18 protein-coding genes are annotated in these 20320 nt (G+C 56.6%); 10 read left to right on the forward strand and 8 right to left on the reverse strand.

All coding sequences use genetic code 11. The features are described from left to right. Positions 1-123 precede the first annotated feature (123 nt). The 7 genes from HMPREF2958_RS10715 to ccsB all read left to right on the forward strand — a co-directional run bounded on the left by HMPREF2958_RS10715 (position 124) and on the right by ccsB (position 6079). Positions 124-222 carry a 30S ribosomal protein bS22 gene (locus tag HMPREF2958_RS10715; protein WP_005504750.1) on the forward strand — a complete coding sequence of 33 codons (99 nt, stop codon included), beginning with the start codon at positions 124-126 and terminating at the stop codon, positions 220-222. 180 nt (positions 223-402) lie between these two features. Next, positions 403-726, forward strand: a complete 324-nt coding sequence (locus tag HMPREF2958_RS04800; RefSeq protein ID WP_239652931.1) for a glutaredoxin family protein — start codon at positions 403-405, stop codon at positions 724-726. A gap of 56 nt (positions 727-782) precedes the next feature. Further along, on the forward strand, positions 783-1472 hold the full coding sequence (locus tag HMPREF2958_RS04805; protein ID WP_070697047.1) for a histidine phosphatase family protein: 690 nt from the start codon (positions 783-785) through the stop codon (positions 1470-1472). Between the two features lie 70 nt (positions 1473-1542). Continuing rightward, a complete protein-coding gene (locus HMPREF2958_RS04810) occupies positions 1543-2184 on the forward strand; it encodes a TlpA family protein disulfide reductase (RefSeq protein WP_013397728.1) in 642 nt (213 codons plus the stop codon). Continuing rightward, the gene (locus HMPREF2958_RS04815; RefSeq protein WP_070697049.1) at positions 2177-3193 is read left to right on the forward strand and encodes a cytochrome c biogenesis CcdA family protein; all 1017 of its coding nucleotides are present in this window, start codon (positions 2177-2179) and stop codon (positions 3191-3193) included. Before HMPREF2958_RS04810 ends, HMPREF2958_RS04815 begins: the two co-directional genes overlap by 8 nt. A 15-nt stretch (positions 3194-3208) precedes the next feature. Beyond that, on the forward strand, positions 3209-4963 hold the full coding sequence (locus tag HMPREF2958_RS04820) for a cytochrome c biogenesis protein ResB (protein ID WP_246828037.1): 1755 nt from the start codon (positions 3209-3211) through the stop codon (positions 4961-4963). A gap of 3 nt (positions 4964-4966) precedes the next feature. Next, positions 4967-6079 (forward strand): c-type cytochrome biogenesis protein CcsB, encoded by a 1113-nt coding sequence (gene ccsB, locus HMPREF2958_RS04825; protein ID WP_070697051.1) that lies wholly within the window; start codon positions 4967-4969, stop codon positions 6077-6079. Between the two features lie 330 nt (positions 6080-6409). Here the strand turns inward: ccsB and HMPREF2958_RS04830 are convergent, their stop codons facing one another. Next, entirely contained in the window at positions 6410-6832 is a 423-nt protein-coding gene (locus tag HMPREF2958_RS04830) for a PLD nuclease N-terminal domain-containing protein (RefSeq protein WP_246828038.1), read from the reverse strand. Between the two features lie 136 nt (positions 6833-6968). Here HMPREF2958_RS04830 and HMPREF2958_RS04835 point away from each other — a divergent pair, with 136 nt between their 5' ends. Next, complete coding sequence (locus HMPREF2958_RS04835) at positions 6969-7256, forward strand: DUF4229 domain-containing protein (protein WP_004005418.1); 288 nt, start codon at positions 6969-6971, stop codon at positions 7254-7256. A gap of 197 nt (positions 7257-7453) precedes the next feature. Here HMPREF2958_RS04835 and HMPREF2958_RS04840 read toward each other — a convergent pair whose 3' ends face one another. The 4 genes from HMPREF2958_RS04840 to HMPREF2958_RS04855 form a co-directional block, all read right to left on the reverse strand. After that, positions 7454-8698 carry a trypsin-like serine peptidase gene (locus HMPREF2958_RS04840; protein ID WP_070697055.1) on the reverse strand — a complete coding sequence of 415 codons (1245 nt, stop codon included), beginning with the start codon at positions 8696-8698 and terminating at the stop codon, positions 7454-7456. A 369-nt stretch (positions 8699-9067) separates the two neighbouring features. After that, positions 9068-9982, reverse strand: a complete 915-nt coding sequence (locus tag HMPREF2958_RS04845; RefSeq protein ID WP_070697057.1) for a 1,4-dihydroxy-2-naphthoate polyprenyltransferase — start codon at positions 9980-9982, stop codon at positions 9068-9070. A 50-nt stretch (positions 9983-10032) separates the two neighbouring features. After that, entirely contained in the window at positions 10033-11559 is a 1527-nt protein-coding gene (locus HMPREF2958_RS04850) for an AMP-binding protein (RefSeq protein ID WP_083313702.1), read from the reverse strand. An 11-nt stretch (positions 11560-11570) separates the two neighbouring features. Continuing rightward, positions 11571-12524 (reverse strand): 1,4-dihydroxy-2-naphthoyl-CoA synthase, encoded by a 954-nt coding sequence (locus HMPREF2958_RS04855; protein WP_070450967.1) that lies wholly within the window; start codon positions 12522-12524, stop codon positions 11571-11573. A gap of 307 nt (positions 12525-12831) precedes the next feature. On the opposite strand from HMPREF2958_RS04855, the gene HMPREF2958_RS04860 reads away from it, so the two are divergent. Further along, complete coding sequence (locus HMPREF2958_RS04860; RefSeq protein ID WP_238788969.1) at positions 12832-14214, forward strand: hypothetical protein; 1383 nt, start codon at positions 12832-12834, stop codon at positions 14212-14214. A gap of 109 nt (positions 14215-14323) precedes the next feature. Here the strand turns inward: HMPREF2958_RS04860 and putP are convergent, their stop codons facing one another. Further along, complete coding sequence (gene putP / locus HMPREF2958_RS04865; protein ID WP_070697059.1) at positions 14324-15826, reverse strand: sodium/proline symporter PutP; 1503 nt, start codon at positions 15824-15826, stop codon at positions 14324-14326. Between the two features lie 301 nt (positions 15827-16127). Continuing rightward, positions 16128-17117, reverse strand: a complete 990-nt coding sequence (gene gluQRS / locus HMPREF2958_RS04870) for a tRNA glutamyl-Q(34) synthetase GluQRS (protein WP_070450914.1) — start codon at positions 17115-17117, stop codon at positions 16128-16130. 173 nt (positions 17118-17290) lie between these two features. Between gluQRS and HMPREF2958_RS04875 the strand changes: the two genes are divergently transcribed. Further along, positions 17291-18184, forward strand: a complete 894-nt coding sequence (locus tag HMPREF2958_RS04875) for an MBL fold metallo-hydrolase (protein ID WP_013397713.1) — start codon at positions 17291-17293, stop codon at positions 18182-18184. Between the two features lie 157 nt (positions 18185-18341). Here the strand turns inward: HMPREF2958_RS04875 and menD are convergent, their stop codons facing one another. Then, positions 18342-20273: a 2-succinyl-5-enolpyruvyl-6-hydroxy-3-cyclohexene-1-carboxylic-acid synthase gene (menD, locus tag HMPREF2958_RS04880; RefSeq protein WP_210400882.1), complete on the reverse strand. Its 1932-nt coding sequence runs from the start codon at positions 20271-20273 to the stop codon at positions 18342-18344. Positions 20274-20320: the final 47 nt, after the last annotated feature.

Raw genomic sequence — 20320 nt, forward strand, 5'->3', positions numbered from 1 at the left:
TCAAAACGCCTAGGCACTGCTGTGCCTAAAATGCCTTTTAGAGCGTTTATACCGGTATAAACATACCCGGGTAGCTACCAAACCGGTTTGGTTTGGCCGGGTCTAGAAAAGTGAGGAAATCCTATGGGTTCCGTTATTAAGAAGCGCCGCAAGCGTATGTCCAAGAAGAAGCACCGTAAACTGCTTCGCAAGACTCGCCACCAGCGCCGCAATAAGAAGTAATTAAGGCTTCTGCGCCCCGCATCCAGCAGGTTAAACCGCAAGGATGCGGGGTGTTTTGCCTCTGGCGCACCAGTGCGTGAACCTAGATGTGGCGCTCTGACCTGTATATATTCCCGACCGAGCATATGTGCGAACAAGAATATAGAGCACAGGGGAACATAACTATCAGACATATATCGCGTGCAGACGTGGGCACACAAGATCGCGCGGCAGAACCTCAAGAAGCTGCACGGGTATACACTGGGAACTATGCCTGAACCTGTCATTGAACTTTTGACCCGCCCCGGATGCCATCTCTGCGAGGATGCGCGCCTAACAGTGAGCGAAATCTGCGCCGAATACGGCCTAGACTATACCGAGCTCGATATTACCGATAACCCGGACCTGCTCAAACGCCACGAGACCGAAATTCCGGTGCTGCGCATCGACGGCGAAGCGAAAGATTTTTGGCGTATTAACCCCAAACGCATGCGCAAGATTCTCGACAAGAAACTTGCCCGCTAACCGGACACTTCGCAATATATTTTGGGGTAGCGCCGAAAGTCTGAGAAACTGAGAGAATGACTACTCAGCCCACGGTTACGGTTCACCTGATGCGCCACGGCGAAGTTCACAACCCCGAACGTATTGTCTACGGTCGTCTGCCGCACTACGCTCTCTCCGAGAAGGGTCAGCACATGGTGCGCATGAGCGCCCAGGAATTTGCTCAGCGCGCGCAGGACGGTGCCAAGATTGTGCATTTGGTGTGCTCACCCTTGCTGCGCACCCGCGAATCTGCCGCGCCAATCACCGAGCTGCTGGGTCTGGAAGCACATGCGGATCAGCGGGTTATCGAGGCCGATAACTATTTTGAGGGCGAGCACGTGACCAGGCAGGGCCTTCTGCACAACCGTAAACACTGGGGCAAACTCTACAACCCCCTGCGCCCATCCTGGGGGGAACCATACCTTGACCAGGTAAAACGCATGGCATCCGCTATTCAGGATGCAGCACGCGCCGCCTACGACAAAGGTGGCGAAGGCGCACAAGCGATTATTGTCTCGCATCAGCTGCCCATCTGGGTCACCCGTCTGGGGTTAGAAGGCCGCTTGCTGCAGCATGACCCGCGCACACGCCAGTGTAACCTTGCCTCGATCACCTCTCTCGACTTTAAGAGCACGGATTTTGACCATGAAATGCCGCAGGTGAGCGGGTACTCCGAGCCCGCCTCGCCCCTGTACGGCGGCGTAATTCAGCTTCCCGGAAGCTAGTCTCCTATAGTTTAAGAACGCAGGCCTTCGCACACACCGATGCCGCCGCCAGCTGGCACGGAAGGAAAGCATGAACCCTATGCCAAAACCCACGACGCCAAATACCCCACTCACTCGCCGCGCGCTCCTGCACACGGGCGCGGGTATTTGCGCCACCGCCGCAGGTGCCGTGCTTCTCTCGGCGTGCTCATCCAGCGATGATTCCCTAGCGAAACAGGCAAATTCGGGCGATAACAAAGGCTATATCGCGGGCGATGGTTCCGTCACCGAATACCAGGAAGCCGAACGCGGTGACCCTGTCGCCTTCACCGGTGAACTCTTCGACGGAAAAACTGTCACCGCCGAATCCCTGCGTGGTAAACCGGTACTGCTGAACTTCTGGTACGCCGGATGCGCCCCCTGCCGCGCCGAAGCACCCGACCTGCAGAAACTCTCCGAAGAATTCAAAGATAAAATCGCCTTTTACGGTGTGAACGTGCGCGACGAGAAGAACACGGCAGAAGCCTTCGAGCGCAGCTTCAACGTCACCTACCCTTCCTTCAAAGACGTCACGGGCAAGGTTCTTCTCTCGCTCAGCAAATACGTACCCGCGCAAGCGGTGCCCACCACCGTGATCCTGGACGAGAAGGGGCGCGTGGCATCCCGCGTGCTGGGGCAGGCTAACCCGTCCATTCTGAAAACCCTTGTCGAGACCGTGACGAAGGGTGCCTAGCGTGCCGCACACGCCCGTTCAGCCGCTCATCGCTATTGCCGGGGTAGGGGTGCTCCCCGTGGCGAGCATTAGCTCGACCGTGCTAGACGGCTCGCTGTGGCTGTCGATACCGCTTGCCGCGCTCGCGGGGTTTATTTCTTTTGCTTCTCCGTGCGTGCTGCCCCTGGTTCCAGGCTATTTGGGATATGTTGCGGGGCTGACCGGGGCGAATATACCGGCAACGGGTGCATCACAAGCTGACGGGCATGCGGCGGAGCCTGTGGATGCGAAAACTTTTGCCCTCGTGAACCCGGCGGCGGCGCGGCACGTAGCGCCAACGGCACCTCAAACACAGGATGTAGTAGACAATCACAGCGTTTCTGCGCCTATAACAGCAGAGAGTAAAGCTCAGACACCGAATGAGTATGCTGTAACTCGCCGCAAAGCCACCTGGCGGTTACTCGCCGGAGTTGCCCTATTTATTGCGGGATTCTCCGCTATTTTTGTGCTTCTCTCTGTTGTCCTCGCCCAGCTCGGCACCGCACCCTGGCTCAAGGGGCAGTCCTGGGTCACGATGATTCTGGGCGCGCTGGTCGTGCTCATGGGAATCGTATTTCTGGGCGGGCTTTCAATCTTTCAGACCGATAAGCGCCTGCATCGCCGTCCGGTCACCGGGTTGTGGGGTGCACCGATTCTGGGCATAACCTTCGGGTTGGGATGGGCACCCTGCATCGGGCCGACCTTCGCGGCCGTGCAGACCCTCGTATATACGGGCGGTTCCGGCACCGGCAAGGCAGTCGTTCTGACTCTCGCATACTGTCTGGGTCTGGGCGTTCCCTTTCTGCTCGTGGCATGGGGCATGGGCAGGGGAGTGAGCACCCTGGCGTGGGCGCGAAAACATCGCCTGGGCATACAGCGGGTGGGCGGTGCCGTACTCATCCTGATCGGGGTACTGCTCATGACGGGGCTGTGGACCGAGCTGATGTCATGGATACAGGCGGCATTACCCGCCTACGAACTACCGATCTAAGAAAGGAGGGCTGTCATGGTTTCCGAACACAGCGATGATGAAAACACTTCAACAGAGGCAAAGGATACAAACACCGCAAACCGCAAGGCGGGCAAAACCGCAGATGCCGGGCGTGCCGTGAACGCATCCGAGAAGACCGAGAAAACCGGTAAACCAGCGCGCAAGGATGCACCAGCCCTCGGGTTCGTGGGTATGCTTCGCTGGTGCTGGACTCAGCTGACTAAAATGAACACGGCGCTCATGCTTCTGCTTTTGCTGGCGGTAGCGGCGGTGCCTGGCTCGATTTTCCCCCAGCGTGTCCAAGACCCCACCAAGGTTACCGATTACATTAAGAACCATCCCGGTTGGGGCGAATTTGCCGATAAAATTCAGCTTTTCGACGTGTTCTCTTCGGCGTGGTTCTCTGCTATCTATCTGCTGCTGTTTATTTCGCTGATCGGATGCGTAACTCCGCGCGCCATCAAACACGCGAAAGACTGGCGTAAGCCCCCGGCACGCACCCCCAGAAACCTTTCCCGTATGCCGGTGCATCGCCAGCTTGAGATTCCCGTGGCGGATGCCGGGCTGAACCTGAGTGCCAAGGGTGCGATTGAGGATGCGGCGCGCATCCTGAAAAAGAGCCATTACCGAGTTGAAATTCGGGACGAAGAGAACGAACACTACTCGGTCGGTGCCGAACGTGGGTATCTGCGCGAAATCGGCAATATTCTCTTTCACGTGGCGATGATTGGCATTCTGGTAGGGGTTGCCTTCGGTTCGCTCTATGGATACCGCGGACAAAAAATTCTGGTTCAGGATGAAACTTTCGTCAATTCGCTGATTGGCTACGATTCGTTTACCCCCGGTACGAACTACAACCCCGACTGGCTTACCCCGTATGCGGTGACGCTCAATAATTTTCAGGTGCGCTACGACCGCCAGCAAGACAGCCACACCTACGGGCAAGACCTCGATTACAAGGCTGAACTGACGGTGCATGACCCGCAGGGCGGCACCGAGCAGAAGACCCTCAAGGTGAACGAACCGGTCGATATTGGCGGTACCAGCATTTTCCTCTCGGGCAACGGCTATGCGCCCGTGGTGCGAGTGACGGACGGCGAAGGTAAAGTCGCCTATGAGGGCACCGTGGTGGGAATTACCACGGACGGTAAATACACCTCATCGGTGGTGCTCAAGGTTCCGGACGCCAAACCCAGTCAGCTCGGTTTTGTGGGCATGTTCCTACCTACTGGCGACTATGCGCGCGGCACTACCGTACCCCACTCGGTAGATTCCGCCCCCGCGAACCCCATGCTGATTTTCCAGTCCTATTCGGGCGATCTGGGGCTCAACTCGGGGCAGCCGCAGAATGTGTACGTACTCGATACCTCTAAACTGCAAGAGTTGAACTCCATGGCACAGGGCAACGGCATTGTACTGAGCGCGCAGAATCCTGAAGCTGTGCTGCCCGATAACAAGGGAAAGATCGAGTTTTTGGGGTATAAGCGCTATGTCGGTCTGGATGTGCGCCACGACCCCGGGCAGAATATTGTTCTGTACTCCTTTGTGGTCGCGTTCGCCGGGCTTATCGTCTCGCTTTTCGTGGTGCGCCGCCGCGTGTGGGTGCGTGCCCACACCACCGATGGCGTGCTCGTGGTCGAATACGGTCTGCTGGCACGCGGGGAAGATCCGCGCCTTGCGAACGAGGCTGAACGCCTCACCGATGCTTTTGCCGCCGCTTGGGGGCTAGAATTTGATGATGATAACCATGATGAAAACGAGGGTAAGTAGCCGATGCTGAACGACTCATTAGCGCGCTCCAGCGAACTATTTATGTACATTGCGGCGCTGATTTACACCGTCGTTTTTATTGCGTTCACCTCCGATGTGGTGGCAAACTCGCGCGTGACACGGCGCCTGGAAGGGCGCTCTGAGGGTACTGCACAGAAACCCGCCGTCAAGGCGAAGATAAAGGTTGGTGCGGGCGCTGTTTCTGGTGCATCCGCTACAGCAAATGTCGCTGCGGATACGGTTCGCACGGGCGGTACCGAACAGGGCACCGGCGAACGCGGCATGGGGTATAAGGGTGCTGCCGCCCGGGCTCTCGAAGGTGAGGTTGCCGATTCCGCGATGCTGTACACGGGCGTTCGCCGCCCCGCCGCGCGCATCGCCGTGGTTGTGATGGTGCTTGCCGCGCTCGTGCACACCGCCGCCGTGATAATGCGCGGTATCGCGGCTCAGCGCGTGCCTTGGGGGAACATGTACGAGTTCTGCACCACAGGCGCGCTCATGGTGTCTGCGGTGTTTCTGATAACCCTCATGTTCCGCGATGTGCGCTTCGTGGGCACGCTGGTGTCTGGGCTTGTGCTCATTATGCTGTGCGCCGCCACAATTGGTTTCCCCACGCCGGTGGGGCATTTGAAGCCTGCGCTGCAAAGCTATTGGCTGGTAATTCACGTATCGATTGCGGTGTTAGCATCCGGGGTGTTTACGATTACCTTCGCGATGGCTGTACTGCAGCTGGTGCAGACCAGGCGCGAGCAGCGCATCCTGAACGGGAAGTCGGGCGGATGGGCGTTTATGCGCTTGGTTCCGAGCGCTCAGGCTCTAGAGAATTTTGCGTTCCGCATGAACGCGCTGGCGTTTGTGATGTGGACGTTTACGCTTGCCGCCGGTGCGATTTGGGCGAATCACGCGTGGGGACGCTACTGGGGCTGGGACACCAAAGAGGTGTGGACCTTCGTGATCTGGGTGGTGTATGCGGCGTATCTGCATGCACGCGCCACCCGCGGCTGGGCAGGCCCCCGCTCGGCATGGCTGTCTATTATCGGCTATGCATGCATTATCTTTAATTTCACGGTCGTGAATATTTTCTTCTCGGGTTTGCATTCATATTCGGGGCTGTAATCTGGGGCATGAAACCGAGGGTGATTTATACATAGGGTATTTCGCCGATTATGATGCGGCAAAAAGTACTCTGGTGCGTGATTATCATCTCGGGATGTCATTTAGCAGTTCACACGCTTGAGATAACGGCTCTCGACGGCTGCCGGTAGCTGGCTCTGCACTGTTATATGCCGATTTGAGAATACCGTGAGTTGAATATGTTTATAGCGTGGTATTGCTTGAGAGCAGTTTTATCTGTGTGATTAATGTATTGTGGGCGGTATTAAACACCTACCGGGTGTTTTAATACCGCCCACAATATTTATGAAAAATCCTCTAGTACTCCGTGTCTTAGTGTTTAGAGTCGTCTTTTCCATCCGACTCGTTGCTCTCGCCGTCAGAGCGTTCACCCGTGCCGTTGTCCGCAGGACCGGTACCCGCATCCTTTTCGCGGGATCGGCGCTGACGGTCGGCCTTTGTCTTGAGCCAGCGCAGGTACTCTTCATCGTCGTCGGGTGAAGATGTTGCCGGTGGCGGTGTTCCTCGCCGAGAACCCGTGAACCCGCTGCCCTGCTGCGTTTTAGGGGCTCGCACGGCGCGCGGGCGGCCCAGCAGAAGCCACAGGAGAGGACCTACAACGGGGAAAAAGATCACCGCAATAATCCATAGCCATTTGGGGAAGGTACGCATCTGGTCCTGATGTGTGCGCAGCGCATCCAAGAGAGTATATAGAGTTAGCCCCACCACCAGGGCGAAAGCACCAATAATCATCATGGCTCGAATCATAGTCTCTAGTGTTACACACTCCGAGCATAACCAACAATGAAAACTGTCAAATAATCTGTGACGTTCCCGGCGTGCCGCATTCGTTTACTTGGGGGCTTATTGCAACCCCGATACACTGGATGTTATGAACTTGTTCAAGTACACACTGCTGCGGCTCGGCCTCGTCGTAGTACTCTTTTACCTTTTTATGCTGATAGATGCGGGTATTTTTATTGCTGGTCCCGCCGCTATTCTATGCGCCTTCGCCCTAGCGTATATTTTCTTCCCCAAACTTCACGCCGCCGCTAGCGCGGATATGCGTAAAATTTTCAAACGCGCCCCCACCATCAAAAACAAAGATGAAGCAGAGAACCGCACGCTCGAAGATCAGCTCGTCGATGAGCATAAGAAGGTTTCGGGCGAAGACTTCTAAGATATTCTCCCATCAGCACTAAATCTGCCTCCATAGAACAAAGATGCGGCACCCCAGTCCCAAATCCACCCGGTGGTGGCAGGGGCGCGGGATGCCGCATCTTAGTTGTGTATTAGGTGGTGAGCAGGTCGTTTTCGATCCGGTCAGGTAGTGTTTTCCTACCTGCTCGGCCAAAAACTACCTGTTCGCGGCAGCTCTTAGTCTTGAGCTGCCTTCTGGTAGATGTCCCAGACGGGGCGGTCGAAGATCGCACCCGAGACAGACGTATTGTTATTGGTTGCGAATGAGGTTACGCTCTGGACCTTACCCAGGCCGGTCGCATTATTGTAGTCGGCAAGCCACGGGCCACCTGAGGATCCGCCCGCGAACTCGCATCCCGAAAGAGTGGGGAAGTAGTAGGGAGTAATGCGGATCGTGTGGGTGTTGCCCCAGCAGGCGTGCATAACCCTACCGGACTCTTTGTTGCCGGGGTATGCGAAGACGGTGCTCTCGAAGATGGGGCTGCGATCCACGTTCAAACCGTGCCCGCCTACCATATTCACGAGGAGCTGACCCTTCTCGTTGGTGTTGGTCTTGATGAAAGCAACGTCGTGCTTGTAGCTGTCGCCGGTACCGCCTGTGGGCTGACCGTACTGAACCCAGTCGTTGGCAACACGCAGGTACTGCGCACTGAAGGTGCCGTGCGGGCGCACGCCCCGGTTGTAGCCGGGAACGAACACGATATTGCGGTGCCAGGTCTTATTCTTACCACCGTGCACGCAGTGACCAGCGGTTACCACGGTACGCTTGGTGGGAGTGTTGATCGCTGCACCGGAGCATACATAGTTTTTACCGTCACTGGCATCGGTGTAGAAAATCTTGCCGTTGGTGTGCGAGAAGTTCGTTACCTTGGATGCGCCCTGAAGCTGCACACCGTTGCGTCCGTTCTGCTGTTCGGGCAGAACGGGGTCTACAGACTCAGCGGTGGTTTCAGGCTCGTCAGCTTCCTGAGTGAGAGTCTGCGGGGTGTATTCCTCACCGGACTCGTTGGTTTCCTCCTGAGAAACGACCTCGGGATTCTGCTCTTCAGTCTCCATCTGAGAGACGGCGTTGTTGATCTCCTGCTGGGGATCCTCTACGTTATCTGCAGGAATAGCGTTTTCCATACGCTCGGTCGTCCAGTAGGTAATGACTCGCGGGTCTCCCTCGGGAATAGCCCCCGGATTCTCGCCTTCCTGACCTGCCACAACCGATGCCTGGGGATCGGCGTTAAGAACGTCGTCGCTGAGAGGTGCTACTGCGGAAGCGGAATCGTCGCTTCTCTCAGAGACGGTGTGGGTGTACGATGCGGAGTCGTTAGGGGTAGAGACCGCATTCGCGGGGATAAAACTTGTAGAAACAAGCAAAGATGCTGCAAGAAAAAAGGGTGCACGCTGCACGGCACCCTGAAGTGAATGGCGCACGAAAGTGTCCTTTCAGGTGGGTAGAGTGGTGATTCAAGAGTCGCTATGTAATTGAGTGAATGATATGTCAACACTTGAAATTACTATTAATGTAAATAAAGATCTTTTCAAATGTCAATACGACATGCAGAAAAAGGTGAATTATGTCATCAAAACTCACGATGTGAGAACATATGAGATTCACTCGTTGTACCATACCCCTGCGAGACATAAAAAGAATCTTTATGTAAATAAAGCGTTAGAAAACCTGCTAAATTCACATAAAGACTCCCTTTAGTATGAGGGAGAGTCAGTAAGAATAGTGGGAATCCGCGGGAATAAGCGGTAAAAACAGAGTTCAGGGCGTTTTCGGCAAAGTGGTGCGTATTCTTAATACCCTGTGAAAACCTCAATGGTATTACTCAATAGATTTAATCCATGTAGCCATACTGAAATAGCAACTAAAATACTATAGATTAGTGCCACAATTCCTGCTTGTTTGAGTACGGGTATAAGCGCCGGTCCCTGTTTAAACAAAACCGTTACGCAAGAATGAACAGTCGGCCCCAGAAGAATAAAAGTTACCAAAAACCAGGGATTATGCGGAACCACAAAAGCCCCTAAGAGAAGCGCTATCAGCATTTCCGCGCAATAGGCGATGCGCGCTTGCCAATCCCCAAGCCGCACTGCCAGCGTGAGCTTACCGGATTCACGGTCGGTCGGGATATCACGCACGTTATTTGCCATGAGCAGAGCGCAGGAAATAAGTCCGATAGCTATCGCAGACACCCACCCGGTCACCGTCAGCTCATGAGACTGCGTATAGAGGGTTCCTAAGGTGGCGACCAGTCCGAAATAGACAAACACGAAAATATCGCCCAAACCCATATAACCGTAAGGGTGCTTACCGCCGGTATACCCCCAGGCTGCGAAGACCGCGGAGGCGCCAATCGCCAAGAACCACCACTGGTTTGCCAACGCCACCAGAATCAAACCGGAACACATGGCTAGACCAAAGCACAAAAACGCGGCGTATTTGACAGATTTCGCGCTTGCCGCGCCGGAACCGACGAGGCGCATCGGGCCAACCCGGCCCTCATCGGTGCCTTTGATACCGTCGGAATAATCGTTTGCGTAATTCACCCCGACCTGTAGAAAAAACGCCACCAAAAACGCTAAAAACGCATACCAGGGCTTGAACGCATCAATCTCGTACGCTGCGGCTGATCCGGCGATGATAGGGGCGAGGGCAAGCGGTAGGGTACGCAGGCGTGCGCCTTCAATCCACTCTGCGGGTGTTGCCACGGTGATCCCTCCGGTAGCGAGCGTGCAAAAACTGATTCTCGGCGGGGTCTTTAGCCCCTCGTATTTGTGTATTCTCTGTACAGCATACTGTATATAGCCTGCCGGTCGGGTTTGCCCGTGCTTGCGGTCGGAAAATCGGCGAGTATCCTCAGTAATTTGGGGGCACCCGCAGCACCCAGCTTGTCGGTGCAGAACTCACGCAGCATATCGCATGTAGCCCGAGAGGTATCGGGGGCACTCTGCGCCCCGGATGCGCCCCGTAGGGTGATCGCGGCAGCCACCGCCGAGCCCCAGCGCGCATCGGGAATGCCCATGACCGCAGCCTCACGCACCGCCGGATGGCTTTCAAGAACGGCGGCAACTGCGCGAGCGGAAACTTTGACCCCTCCGGTAATAATCACATCATCGGAGCGCCCCACAATGTTCAGCATCGGCGCGCCCTCGTTCTCTGGCGCATTCGGGGCAGTGGGTGTGAGCGAGCCGTAATCGTCGGTGCGATACCACCGGCACCCGTCGGCATCAACGAAGAAATGGGATGCGGTGCGCGCGCTATCGCCCATATACCCGCTGGCAAGGTGCTCACCGCCAAGCCAAATGCGCCCGATGTTAGGGGGTCCCCCTGCCGAAGCGCCGCCGCCCCGCCCGGCATCCGCAGCAGCGCTCGCCACAAAACTGTCTAATAAACCTGCGTCCTCGGGAACCACACGCACCCGCACCCCGGGCAGCGCTACCCCCGAATAGACGCACCCACCGGCGGTTTCTGCGCTGCCATAGGTGGTGACCACGTTCAGCCCAAGCTCGCGCGCCGCCGCCAACAGGGATGCGCTCGCCGGGGCCCCGCCAAGCAGGATGCCGGTGAATTGGCCGAGCGCATCGTAAATTTCTGACCCCAGTGCGGGGCTGGCTTCGGCGGCTTCTAGGAGCTTGTGCACCTGTGTGGGCACAAGAGAAACGAACCGGCGGGCGCAGCTGAGCCGCTCGGCGGCGTTCAGAAAGACCTCGGGTGTAAAACTAACCCCGTCGGTAACCGATGCGGCAACTACCGGTGTCGTTCCGGCGAGCACCGACCGGGCGAGAACCTGGGCTCCCGCCACATAGTGAGCGGGCAGGGCGAGAAGCCATTGCGCAGGTTCCTCAGAAACTGCCCACCGCGGCTTCGCTGCACCGGACGAAGGGTAGTCCGCAAAAAACCTCTCGGTCGCCCGGGCGGATGCCCGCAACGCCCGCACGCTTAACGCCGTCTGTTTGGGCGTACCTGTAGACCCGGAGGTACCCACCACGAGCGCAATAGACTCCGGGCCTTCTGCCTGCCCGAGCGGGTCTTGATTATCGCGAGCGCCGTTCGGCAAGCCCCCGGTGAGAGAGCGCTCGAAGGCACGCAGAATCTCCTGCGGATTGGCGGGCGCATCGGCGCTGAGGATGACCGCGTGCGGATGCAGCGCATCCTGGCGTGGGGCAGGAAGCGGCGCGAGCGAACCGGAGAAAGCGCCTATTATGGCGCCTGCTTCGCCGCTATCCGCCCGGGACTCACGGGGATTGCGGGGGCCTTCCGGCACAACAGAACGGTTATTCTGCAACGTGTGAAACCCTAGAAATAGTAGGGATAGTTCGACCAGTCGGGGTCACGCTTTTGCAGGAACGCATCGCGCCCCTCCACAGCCTCGTCGGTCATATACGCCATGCGGGTTGCTTCGCCTGCGAAAACTTGCTGCCCGAGCATACCGTCATCGGGCAGGTTGAAGGCGTATTTGAGCATACGGATAGCCTGCGGAGACTGCCGGGCAATATGAGCCGCATATTCCAGACCCTTATTTTCCAACTCTGCGTGGGGCACCACATCATTAACGGCACCCATCTCGTACATGCGCTGTGCATCGTACTCTTTGGCGAGGAAGAATATTTCGCGCGCAAACTTCTGCCCAACCTGCCGCGCCAAAAGCGCCGAACCGTAGCCTGCGTCGAAAGAGCCAACAGTCGCATCGGTCTGCTTAAACTTGCCGTACTCTTCGGAAGCAATGGTCAAGTCCGCAACCACGTGCAGGGAATGCCCGCCACCCGCAGCCCACCCGGAGACCAGAGCGATCACGACCTTGGGCATGGTACGAATCAGGCGCTGCACCTCCAGAATATGCAGCCGCCCGGCACGTGCAGGGTCAATAGATTCGGCGGTGTCGCCGCTGGCGTAGTGGTAGCCATCGCGCCCGCGGATGCGCTGGTCGCCGCCCGAGCAGAACGCCCACCCGCCATCTTTGGGGGAGGGGCCGTTCCCTGTTAGAAGTACAGTGCCTACATCCGAGGTCATGCGGGCATGATCGAGCGCCCGGTAGAGTTCGTCCACAGTATGCGGGCGAAAGGCGTTACGCACCTCGGGTCGGTTAAAAGCAATGCGCACGGTCGGCAAGTCGCGCAGGATTTCGCCCGTCTCGTCGCGCTGCACCTGGCGGTGGTAGGTGATATCGGTAAAATCCTCAAACCCTTCAACGATGCGCCAGTGCTGCGGGTTGAAAATATCGGAAACCTGGGGAGGGAACGTAACAGTCATGCCCCCTATTTTACGCAGTATGAACCCGCCCATGCTCCAGACCCAAGAGGATACTTCCGTTACCCTTAAGCGATAAGCCGCGAAGCAGATGTAAAGCGTAAACACACTTTCCCGATAAAACCTGTCGATTCCTTGAAGAAATATTGCAGGACTGGGCACCATATTCAAGGGTTTTGCCGTGTGTTTACTCGATATCGTGGCAAACACGACGAAACATGTCACGTTCATATTCCTTGCGCATCCACTCCTGCTATAAGATGCTGGAAGAGCCTATTTATGCCCGCCCAGCCACCAAGGACAGAAGAATATGTCAGAGTACACGTCGCGAACTTCTGCAACACCTGATGATTCCCTCATCCATCTTCATGCAATGCGGCATGAACGGTATGCGGCGGCGACCGCGCTTTTAGGGGAGAGCGGATTTGCTACGCGCGTGGGAGGGTTTAACGCTCTGGTGCGTCTTGCCGATGAGTGGCTTGCGGATGAGCGCACCCCCGAAGAACAGCGCCTTGCCGAGGCACAGGTTATTATCGATACATTTTGCGCGTGCATCTATGCTCCGTACCTGCCCGCCTCCAGGCATAAAGACTACATGCGGCTGAACCGAGAACCGAAGAAACGTTGGGACTCCCAGAAAAAAGCACGATTCCGCGCCGAACAAGCCGAGTTTCGTGCTGAGGCGAGGTTCCGCCAAACCGTTCTCGATACCATTCACCTGCGGGTTATGCCCCGCTACGAGGGACCGGGGCCGTGGAGCCGTCTATCCTTCGATTTTTCGGGCAGCGTGTTCTTCTATCCGGTTAGCTTTGGGCGCTCGCAATGGGAGGGACGCTTGAACCTGCGCGGGTGCACCTACTACGCTGAAGCCGATTTTTCGGGTTCCACATACACCTGGTACTTAGATTGCAGCAACTCCGCCTACTACACAGAGGCCGATTTCAGCGCTTCGACCTACAACGGAGGGGTTAACGCGAGCTTCTGCAACTACCGCGGGAACGTCGATTTCAGCGAGTCCGTGTACCGTGCCAACGCCAGCCTGAGTTACAACGTGTACTGGGGTGAAGCTGCCCTGAACGACAGTATTTATGAGGGGCACGCCGATCTTGCCTGCTGCACCTACGTAGGTCACGCAAGCCTGGGGAACTGCGATTATAGGCGCGGCGCAGACCTATTTTTGAGCACCTACGCAACTTTCGCCGATCTTGACCGGTGCACCTACGGCGGGCGGGCGAACCTGAGCAAGAGCGTCTATTACGGTCGGGCATGGTTCTGGCATTCGACCTATTTGCAGGAGGCCACGTTCGGGGATTCTATCTATAACGATTCCGTCGATTTCTCCGATTCGCATTTTGCCGGCCCCGTCAATCTTGAGGATTCGGCGTATCTCGACACCACGAACTTTCAGAACACGATTTTTGAGGAGGACAGCCCCTCTTTCGCCCGGAGCGTGTATGTTCCCGAGAATAACGAGCACACAGGGTACAACTATGGGGTGGTGCGCGTGCTGACGCTGGACGAATTGCAGCATCTCGACCAGTTGCGAGAGCCGCGCTACGAGATTGAGCAAGAACTCTTCAACGTAGATGATGCTACGGATGCGAAAACGTACCGTATCCTGCGCAGAGCCTTGCTGGAGGCTAGCCATCCGATCCAGAAATGGTGCCAGGAACTGATGGCGGGCACGCTCTAAAAGCCGTGTGAATTAGCCCCCAAACAGAGGCTAGAGCTGAAAATATTAAAAATTTGCCCCGACCCGTAATGCGCGGGTCGGGGCAAATCTGTGAGCAGAAGTTCAGACCTTAGCCAGCCTTGGCGAGTTCTGCGGCCTTATCGAACTCTTGTTCAATTTCCTCGTTCTTCTCGTAGGTTGCAAGCGAGACCACAACAGCCACGAGGAACGCCGTGAAGAAGCCGGGAATCATCTCGTAGACGCCCCAAGCATCGGTTAGGTTGAAGACCTGGCGCCAGAAGAACGTTAGTACCGCGCCGACGAGCATACTCGATAGTGCACCGGGAAGAGTGAGCTTACGCCAGTACAGCGAGAGGATCACAATCGGACCGAAGGCCGAACCAAAGCCCGCCCATGCGAACTCCACGAGCGAGAGAATCGAGTTGTTCTTATCGAGAGCCATGAGGGTTGCAATAACCGCCACGAGTGCCACTGCAATACGACCGAGCCAGAGAGACTGGTTCGAGGTGAGCTTCTTCTTTGAGAACACGTTGTACAGGTCTTCCACAAGCGCCGATGAGCACACCACGAGCTGCGAGGAGAGCGTGGACATAATAGCTGCGAGAACGGCAGCCAGAATCATGCCGGCGATAAAGGGGTGGAAGAGAATCTGCGCGAGATCCAGGAATACGGTTTCTGCCTTTTCTTTATCGGTGACCGAGGCCCCCGGGTGGGTGGCAAAGTATGCGATACCCACAAACGCGGTGCTGATGGCGCCCAACACGGTCAGTACCATCCAGCTCATGCCGATGCGGCGCCCGGCTTTCGCATCCCCTGGGGTGCGAAGCGCCATGAAACGCACGATAATATGCGGCTGACCAAAGTATCCCAGGCCCCAGGCAAGCGCCGAGGCGATACCGATAATAGAGGTTCCGGCAAAGAGGTTGAGTGCATCGGGCTTGGTGTTCGCGATAGCATCAATAACGGTGTTAGCACCGCCCATATTGGTCACGGCGACGATCGGCACGGCAATCAGTGCGGTAACCATCAGCAGGCCCTGCACCATATCGGTGTAGGATGCACCCATAAACCCGCCGAAGAAGGTGTAGAACATGGTGATACCGGCGACCAGAAGCATGCCGGTGAGGTAGCTCTGGTGGAAGGAAGACTCGAAGAATTTACCGCCGGAGACCATGCCGGAAGAGACGTAGAAGGTGAAGAATACGAGGATGATAATGCCCGAAACAATGCGGAGTAGGTTCTTTTTATCGTGCAGTCGGTTACTGAGGAACACGGGGACGGTGACGGCATCGCCAGCGACTTCGGTGTAGCTGCGCAGACGGGGCGCAATCATCTTCCAGTTGACCCATGCGCCAATTGTCAGACCGATAGCCATCCACGAATCGGATTTAGAGAGCCCGGAAAGATAAATAACGCCGGGCAGACCCATCAGGAGCCAGCCGGACATATCTGCGGCGCCTGCCGAGAGAGCCGCGACGGTGGGGGAGAGCTGTCGTCCTCCAAGCACATAGTCGTCAAGGTCGTTGTTTTTACTGTTTGCCCACAGACCAATCACAATCATGGCGATAAAGTAAATCGCCAGTGCGATGACTTGGAACGTACCGTCGGTCATCTCTCATTCCTATCTAGTGGTTGGGATTTCGTCACGTAACTATCTGTGTAATTATGCGCAACTCTATGACTTTATGAGTGGTTTGGGATACAGTCTAACCGCTCGGAATGGATTTACCAACTCGTAATGCATTCAGCGTGTTTGCATACTACTGAATATATATTCACACCATACGAGGTATGCCGTGGTAAAGCGTGGTTTTATGTGGGAAATTTTGGTGAAACAACCCCGAAAATTCGCGGCTCTTGAGGTTGCTTCGACCACAACGTGAACGGGCGGCGTGTGGTGATGCTTTTGCTTCTTATAAATCTAAAGGATTTGTAACGATCCACGGCTTGGAACTCATGGCTTTAGGATCGAAGTATTCCAGAAAATCCTGCGCCGATTTCGGGAACTGTGGGGCATCAGGAATGGGAATGGAGGCTCGAATCCACTCCAAAATATCGGACTCTGCAAACCCTGCATCCCGAAGCTGTCTCAGCGTTACCGCGCCGTCGCGTTTCGCTAGACGCTTACCTTCCGTGTTGAGGGCTAAGGGGACGTGGGCATAGTGGGGCGGTTCATACCCCAGGAGTGCTGCCAAGTATGCCTGGCGCGGAGCGGAAGATAATAAATCGTCTCCGCGCACTACTTGGGTCACACTCTGATAATGGTCATCGACCACGACGGCTAGGTTGTAAGCGTAGGTACCGTCGTTGCGGCGAACCACCACGTCATCGACGGCGCCCGTATACTCACCGGCAAACATATCCTGTACCGTAAATTCGCTGATTTCGGCGCGCAAACGCAGGGCGGGAGGGCGTATCTCACGCCGAGATTCACGCTCGGCATCACTCAGATTACGACATGTTCCCGGATAGGAGCCGGGGATGCCGTGCGGTGCCGAAGTTGCCTCCAAAATCTCACGGCGCGTGCAATAGCATTCGTAGAGCAGCCCCGCATCCTGGAGCTTCTGCACGGCGGCATCGTAGGCAGCAAGCCGTGTACTCTGGCGTAAAACATGGTCGTGGCGCTGCGGGTCTTCGCCGGGCGTTGCATCCCAATCGAGCCCCAAAGATTTTAAATCGGCGAGCTGCTGTTCGGCGGCACCGGGGCGCACGCGATCCAGGTCTTCGATGCGCATCACAAAGCGCAGTCCCTCTTGTCGCGCGAGAAGCCATGCGAGAATTGCTGTGCGCAGATTGCCCAGATGCAGGTCTCCAGAGGGGGATGGTGCGTACCTGCCTGCACCTGGTGAAGAAGGAGCGTGCATTGCGAAAGAATCCTGGGTGGTGGTGCTGTGTGTGCTCATGATTTTAATCCTAGCGGTATCACTAAAAGTGCCTCACGCCATAGGATGCGGCAAAAAATAACAAAATAATAACAATTCTCTCGGGAGCTTCGTGATAAACATTCGCAAGTGTGTTATTAAACCTTTATAAAAATATTCCGTATCTGACGCTAAAGTCGAGTACCGTTAGAAGTATGGCAACCACGATTGAACTAGCGGACGGTGTTTATCGTATTGCAACCGATAACTACTGTCTAAATACCGGACTCATCCTCGGTCTTGAGAAAGCACTCGTGATCGATACCGGTGCAGGACCTCGACAGGCAACCGAAATTTATGATGAGGTTCGTCGTATTACCCGTATGCCCCTCGTCGTCGTCAATACGCACGCACACCCCGAGCGTTACTTCGGGAACGACGTTTTTGCGGCTATGGGCACCGAAGAGTTTTGGTCGCACCCACGGGCGGCACGCGCTATCAAGAAGTACGGAGATAGGCAGCGCCTGTATGTGGAGACCCTAGAACCTGAGATGGCACACCACCAGGGGGCGGCAACCGATATCGTGGTGCCAAATCATCTGGTTGCCCAAAGTGGGGAAGGCATTACCTTTACCCCGGTTGATCTGGGGGAACGCTCGGCAACCCTCATCTACTTGGGTCCCGGCCATACCGAGGGCGATATCTTGGTGGGCATCGACGACGTGCTCTTTACGGGCGGTCTGCTGGAGCAGGGGACCGACCCATCCTTTGAAGACTCTTTCCCCGATCGTTGGGTAGAGACCCTAGGCGCGCTTCTTGAGCTTGATCGTTACCGCGTCTATGTGCCTGGCTGCGGCGACCCCGTAGAGCGTGACTTTGTGGAACGTTTTCAGGAAACCATGAAGAAGGCTATTTACGCTATTCGCCATTCGACTATTGACCCGAATGATGCGAGTACCACCGCCGCCATGTACCACCTGCCGTACGCACCCGGACCTACCCGGTTCCTGCTAGATCGTATGGCGCAGCTTGATGGTACCGAAGTGCCTACCGACAGCTCTGAAACCACCGGATACACCGGTCCTATCACGATTGGCAGCCTGCACTAGCATAAGCGCAGACATATGACGACTGGGTATGACATATATTGTCATATTCATAAGAATTTCTGAAAACCTCTGTATAGGGTACGTACCATTTCGAGGTTATGGTGCGTCCCTGTGCGGAGGTCTTATTCTGCGAATCTTAGAAGGGGTAAGGCGCAACCTAAGCTTGGGTATCGAAAATATCGTTCGGGCGGTGAATGCGCACCCGAATACCCGACTCCTCACCGAAGCCCGCCGCCATGCGTTCCAAATCCGTATTCGGTGCCGCCTGAACCGTGAAGAACCGCTCGATGGCGCGGGTAAATTGTGGATTCTGCGCAAGAGCGCCGTGTTCCAGCGCGGTGAAAATGCCGCCTCCGGCGTCGTCATAGACGACGACGTCAAGATCGGGCAGAAGCTCAGTCATGGGCAGGTTCAGCGCAGAAATGTCGTATTGAAAGGTCAAATCGCCGCATATGAGGGTAACCGGAATCGGCGCGCCCGCCACATGGGCGGAAGCATCGACAGCCGTGCGTGCGTTGCCGGTGGGGTAGTAGCCCGCTAAAGAAACACCGACAGCCGTTGCGATAAGCCCGTCAATGCCGGAAAGCCCGCGGTTTGCGAGAACCCGTGCGGGCGCATCGGCACCAAGAGCGGGGGCGATAATATCTAGATCGCGCACAATACTCGACGAGCCGACGACAAGGGCTCGACTTTGCTGTGCGCATGTATTCCAGGTTTGGAGTGCAAGCGCCTGAGCGGGAATTCTAGCAGGCTGAGAAGTATGTGCACCGTCTTGGTGACATTCTTCGGATGGAGCAGAGGTCTGCGGCTGCACTGTTTCAGACTCGGTACAACGATAGGCTTCGATCAACGTGAGCGATGCCTCCTGAGCCCGCCGACCGGCAGTGACCCAAGCATCAAGCCAAGTATCATCGGCTCGCATGCCCGATCCCATAAGCGCAAATGCTTCAAGTTCGGCGGGCGAATCAATCTCGCGAACGGCACGAGCCCCAGGCTCATACCAGCTGGCGCGCCGAGGCGCATAGTAGGCATGCTGCACATCGGTACGCGCTAAAAGCGCAGAAATAGCGCGCGAAAGCGTAGGATGCCCGCATAAAATAGTTCGCTCGATGCTCTGCCCCAGCTCGGAAGCCGCATGTTCCCCGAGCACCGTCGTGTACTGGGGAATCGAGGTAGCGCCGTGCCGCGCCTGCGAAGAAGGCTCCGCCAGCAGCGGCAGATTCAATGCGCGGGCAAACTCGGCGGCGAACGGCTCGGCACCGTCTCCCGCGATCACCACCGTTTTCGGGCAGTCTGGTGCGCCTTCGGGTTTAAGTGGCGAGGCCTGAGCCGCCTGTTCATGCTGCATCAGCCAAAACTTCTCGACAGTGCTCAGCCGCGCAGGTTCAAGGTCAGCGGGGTACGATGCGACCCCCGGAGCAATATGCTCGGCAAGCGATGCGGCCCAGGTGGGAAGAATCTCGGCTGTTCGAGCCGAAGGTGTAAGCGGGGTATCGAAACACACGTTAATATGCGCCGGCCCCACGGGCTCATCGCTTGTGCGCGACCAATCCTGCGCATCGCTGCCCGTCAGCGCCGCTAAACATGCCATAAAATCGGCGGTCTGCTGCCCCGGATTATGCTCGGGGTACGAGGTCAAATCAGCACTTGCACGCACAAACGGAGAGAAAAAATCGGTTTGAACCGTCGTCTGATTAGCACCGGTCCCACGCAGCCTTACGGGACGGTCCGCGCTCATGATCGCCAGTGGAACCCCGGCATGGTAAGCCTCCATCACGGCGGGCAGATACTCACCCAGAGCCGTTCCCGAGGTACACACTAACCCCACGGGCAGCCGCGAAGCCTTCGCGATACCCAGCGCCGTAAACGCTGCCACGCGCTCATCAACGCGCACGTGGGCAACCAACGCACCTGCCTCTTCGGCCGCCGCAACCGCATATGCCAGGGGAGCGCTTCGAGAACCTGGGGAGACCACCACGTGCCGCATGCCCGCGCGAATCAGGGAATCGAGCACGGCGACGGCGGAGAGCATGGAGTCTGGAGCGGGGGGAGTTTGAACGGTGTTGGCACAGTCGGGGTTTTCAGTCACCCGTCTATTCTAGACCGGTGTTTGGGCGTGTGAAGAATATGGGGTCC

The sequence above is a fragment of the Rothia sp. HMSC036D11 genome (assembly GCF_001814205.1).
GTDB lineage: Bacteria > Actinomycetota > Actinomycetes > Actinomycetales > Micrococcaceae > Rothia > Rothia dentocariosa.

What these genes read in the sequence shown, in the direction of transcription:
- gluQRS (WP_070450914.1), bottom strand. Translation starts at nt 17,117, where the DNA reads ATGAGCACACACAGCACCACCACCCAGGATTCTTTCGCAATGCACGCT.
- HMPREF2958_RS04810 (WP_013397728.1), top strand. Translation starts at nt 1,543, where the DNA reads ATGAACCCTATGCCAAAACCCACGACGCCAAATACCCCACTCACTCGC.
- ccsB (WP_070697051.1), top strand. Translation starts at nt 4,967, where the DNA reads ATGCTGAACGACTCATTAGCGCGCTCCAGCGAACTATTTATGTACATT.
- HMPREF2958_RS04805 (WP_070697047.1), top strand. Translation starts at nt 783, where the DNA reads ATGACTACTCAGCCCACGGTTACGGTTCACCTGATGCGCCACGGCGAA.
- putP (WP_070697059.1), bottom strand. Translation starts at nt 15,826, where the DNA reads ATGACCGACGGTACGTTCCAAGTCATCGCACTGGCGATTTACTTTATC.
- HMPREF2958_RS04820 (WP_246828037.1), top strand. Translation starts at nt 3,209, where the DNA reads ATGGTTTCCGAACACAGCGATGATGAAAACACTTCAACAGAGGCAAAG.
- HMPREF2958_RS04860 (WP_238788969.1), top strand. Translation starts at nt 12,832, where the DNA reads ATGTCAGAGTACACGTCGCGAACTTCTGCAACACCTGATGATTCCCTC.
- HMPREF2958_RS04830 (WP_246828038.1), bottom strand. Translation starts at nt 6,832, where the DNA reads ATGATGATTATTGGTGCTTTCGCCCTGGTGGTGGGGCTAACTCTATAT.
- HMPREF2958_RS04875 (WP_013397713.1), top strand. Translation starts at nt 17,291, where the DNA reads ATGGCAACCACGATTGAACTAGCGGACGGTGTTTATCGTATTGCAACC.
- HMPREF2958_RS04835 (WP_004005418.1), top strand. Translation starts at nt 6,969, where the DNA reads ATGAACTTGTTCAAGTACACACTGCTGCGGCTCGGCCTCGTCGTAGTA.
- HMPREF2958_RS04855 (WP_070450967.1), bottom strand. Translation starts at nt 12,524, where the DNA reads ATGACTGTTACGTTCCCTCCCCAGGTTTCCGATATTTTCAACCCGCAG.
- HMPREF2958_RS10715 (WP_005504750.1), top strand. Translation starts at nt 124, where the DNA reads ATGGGTTCCGTTATTAAGAAGCGCCGCAAGCGTATGTCCAAGAAGAAG.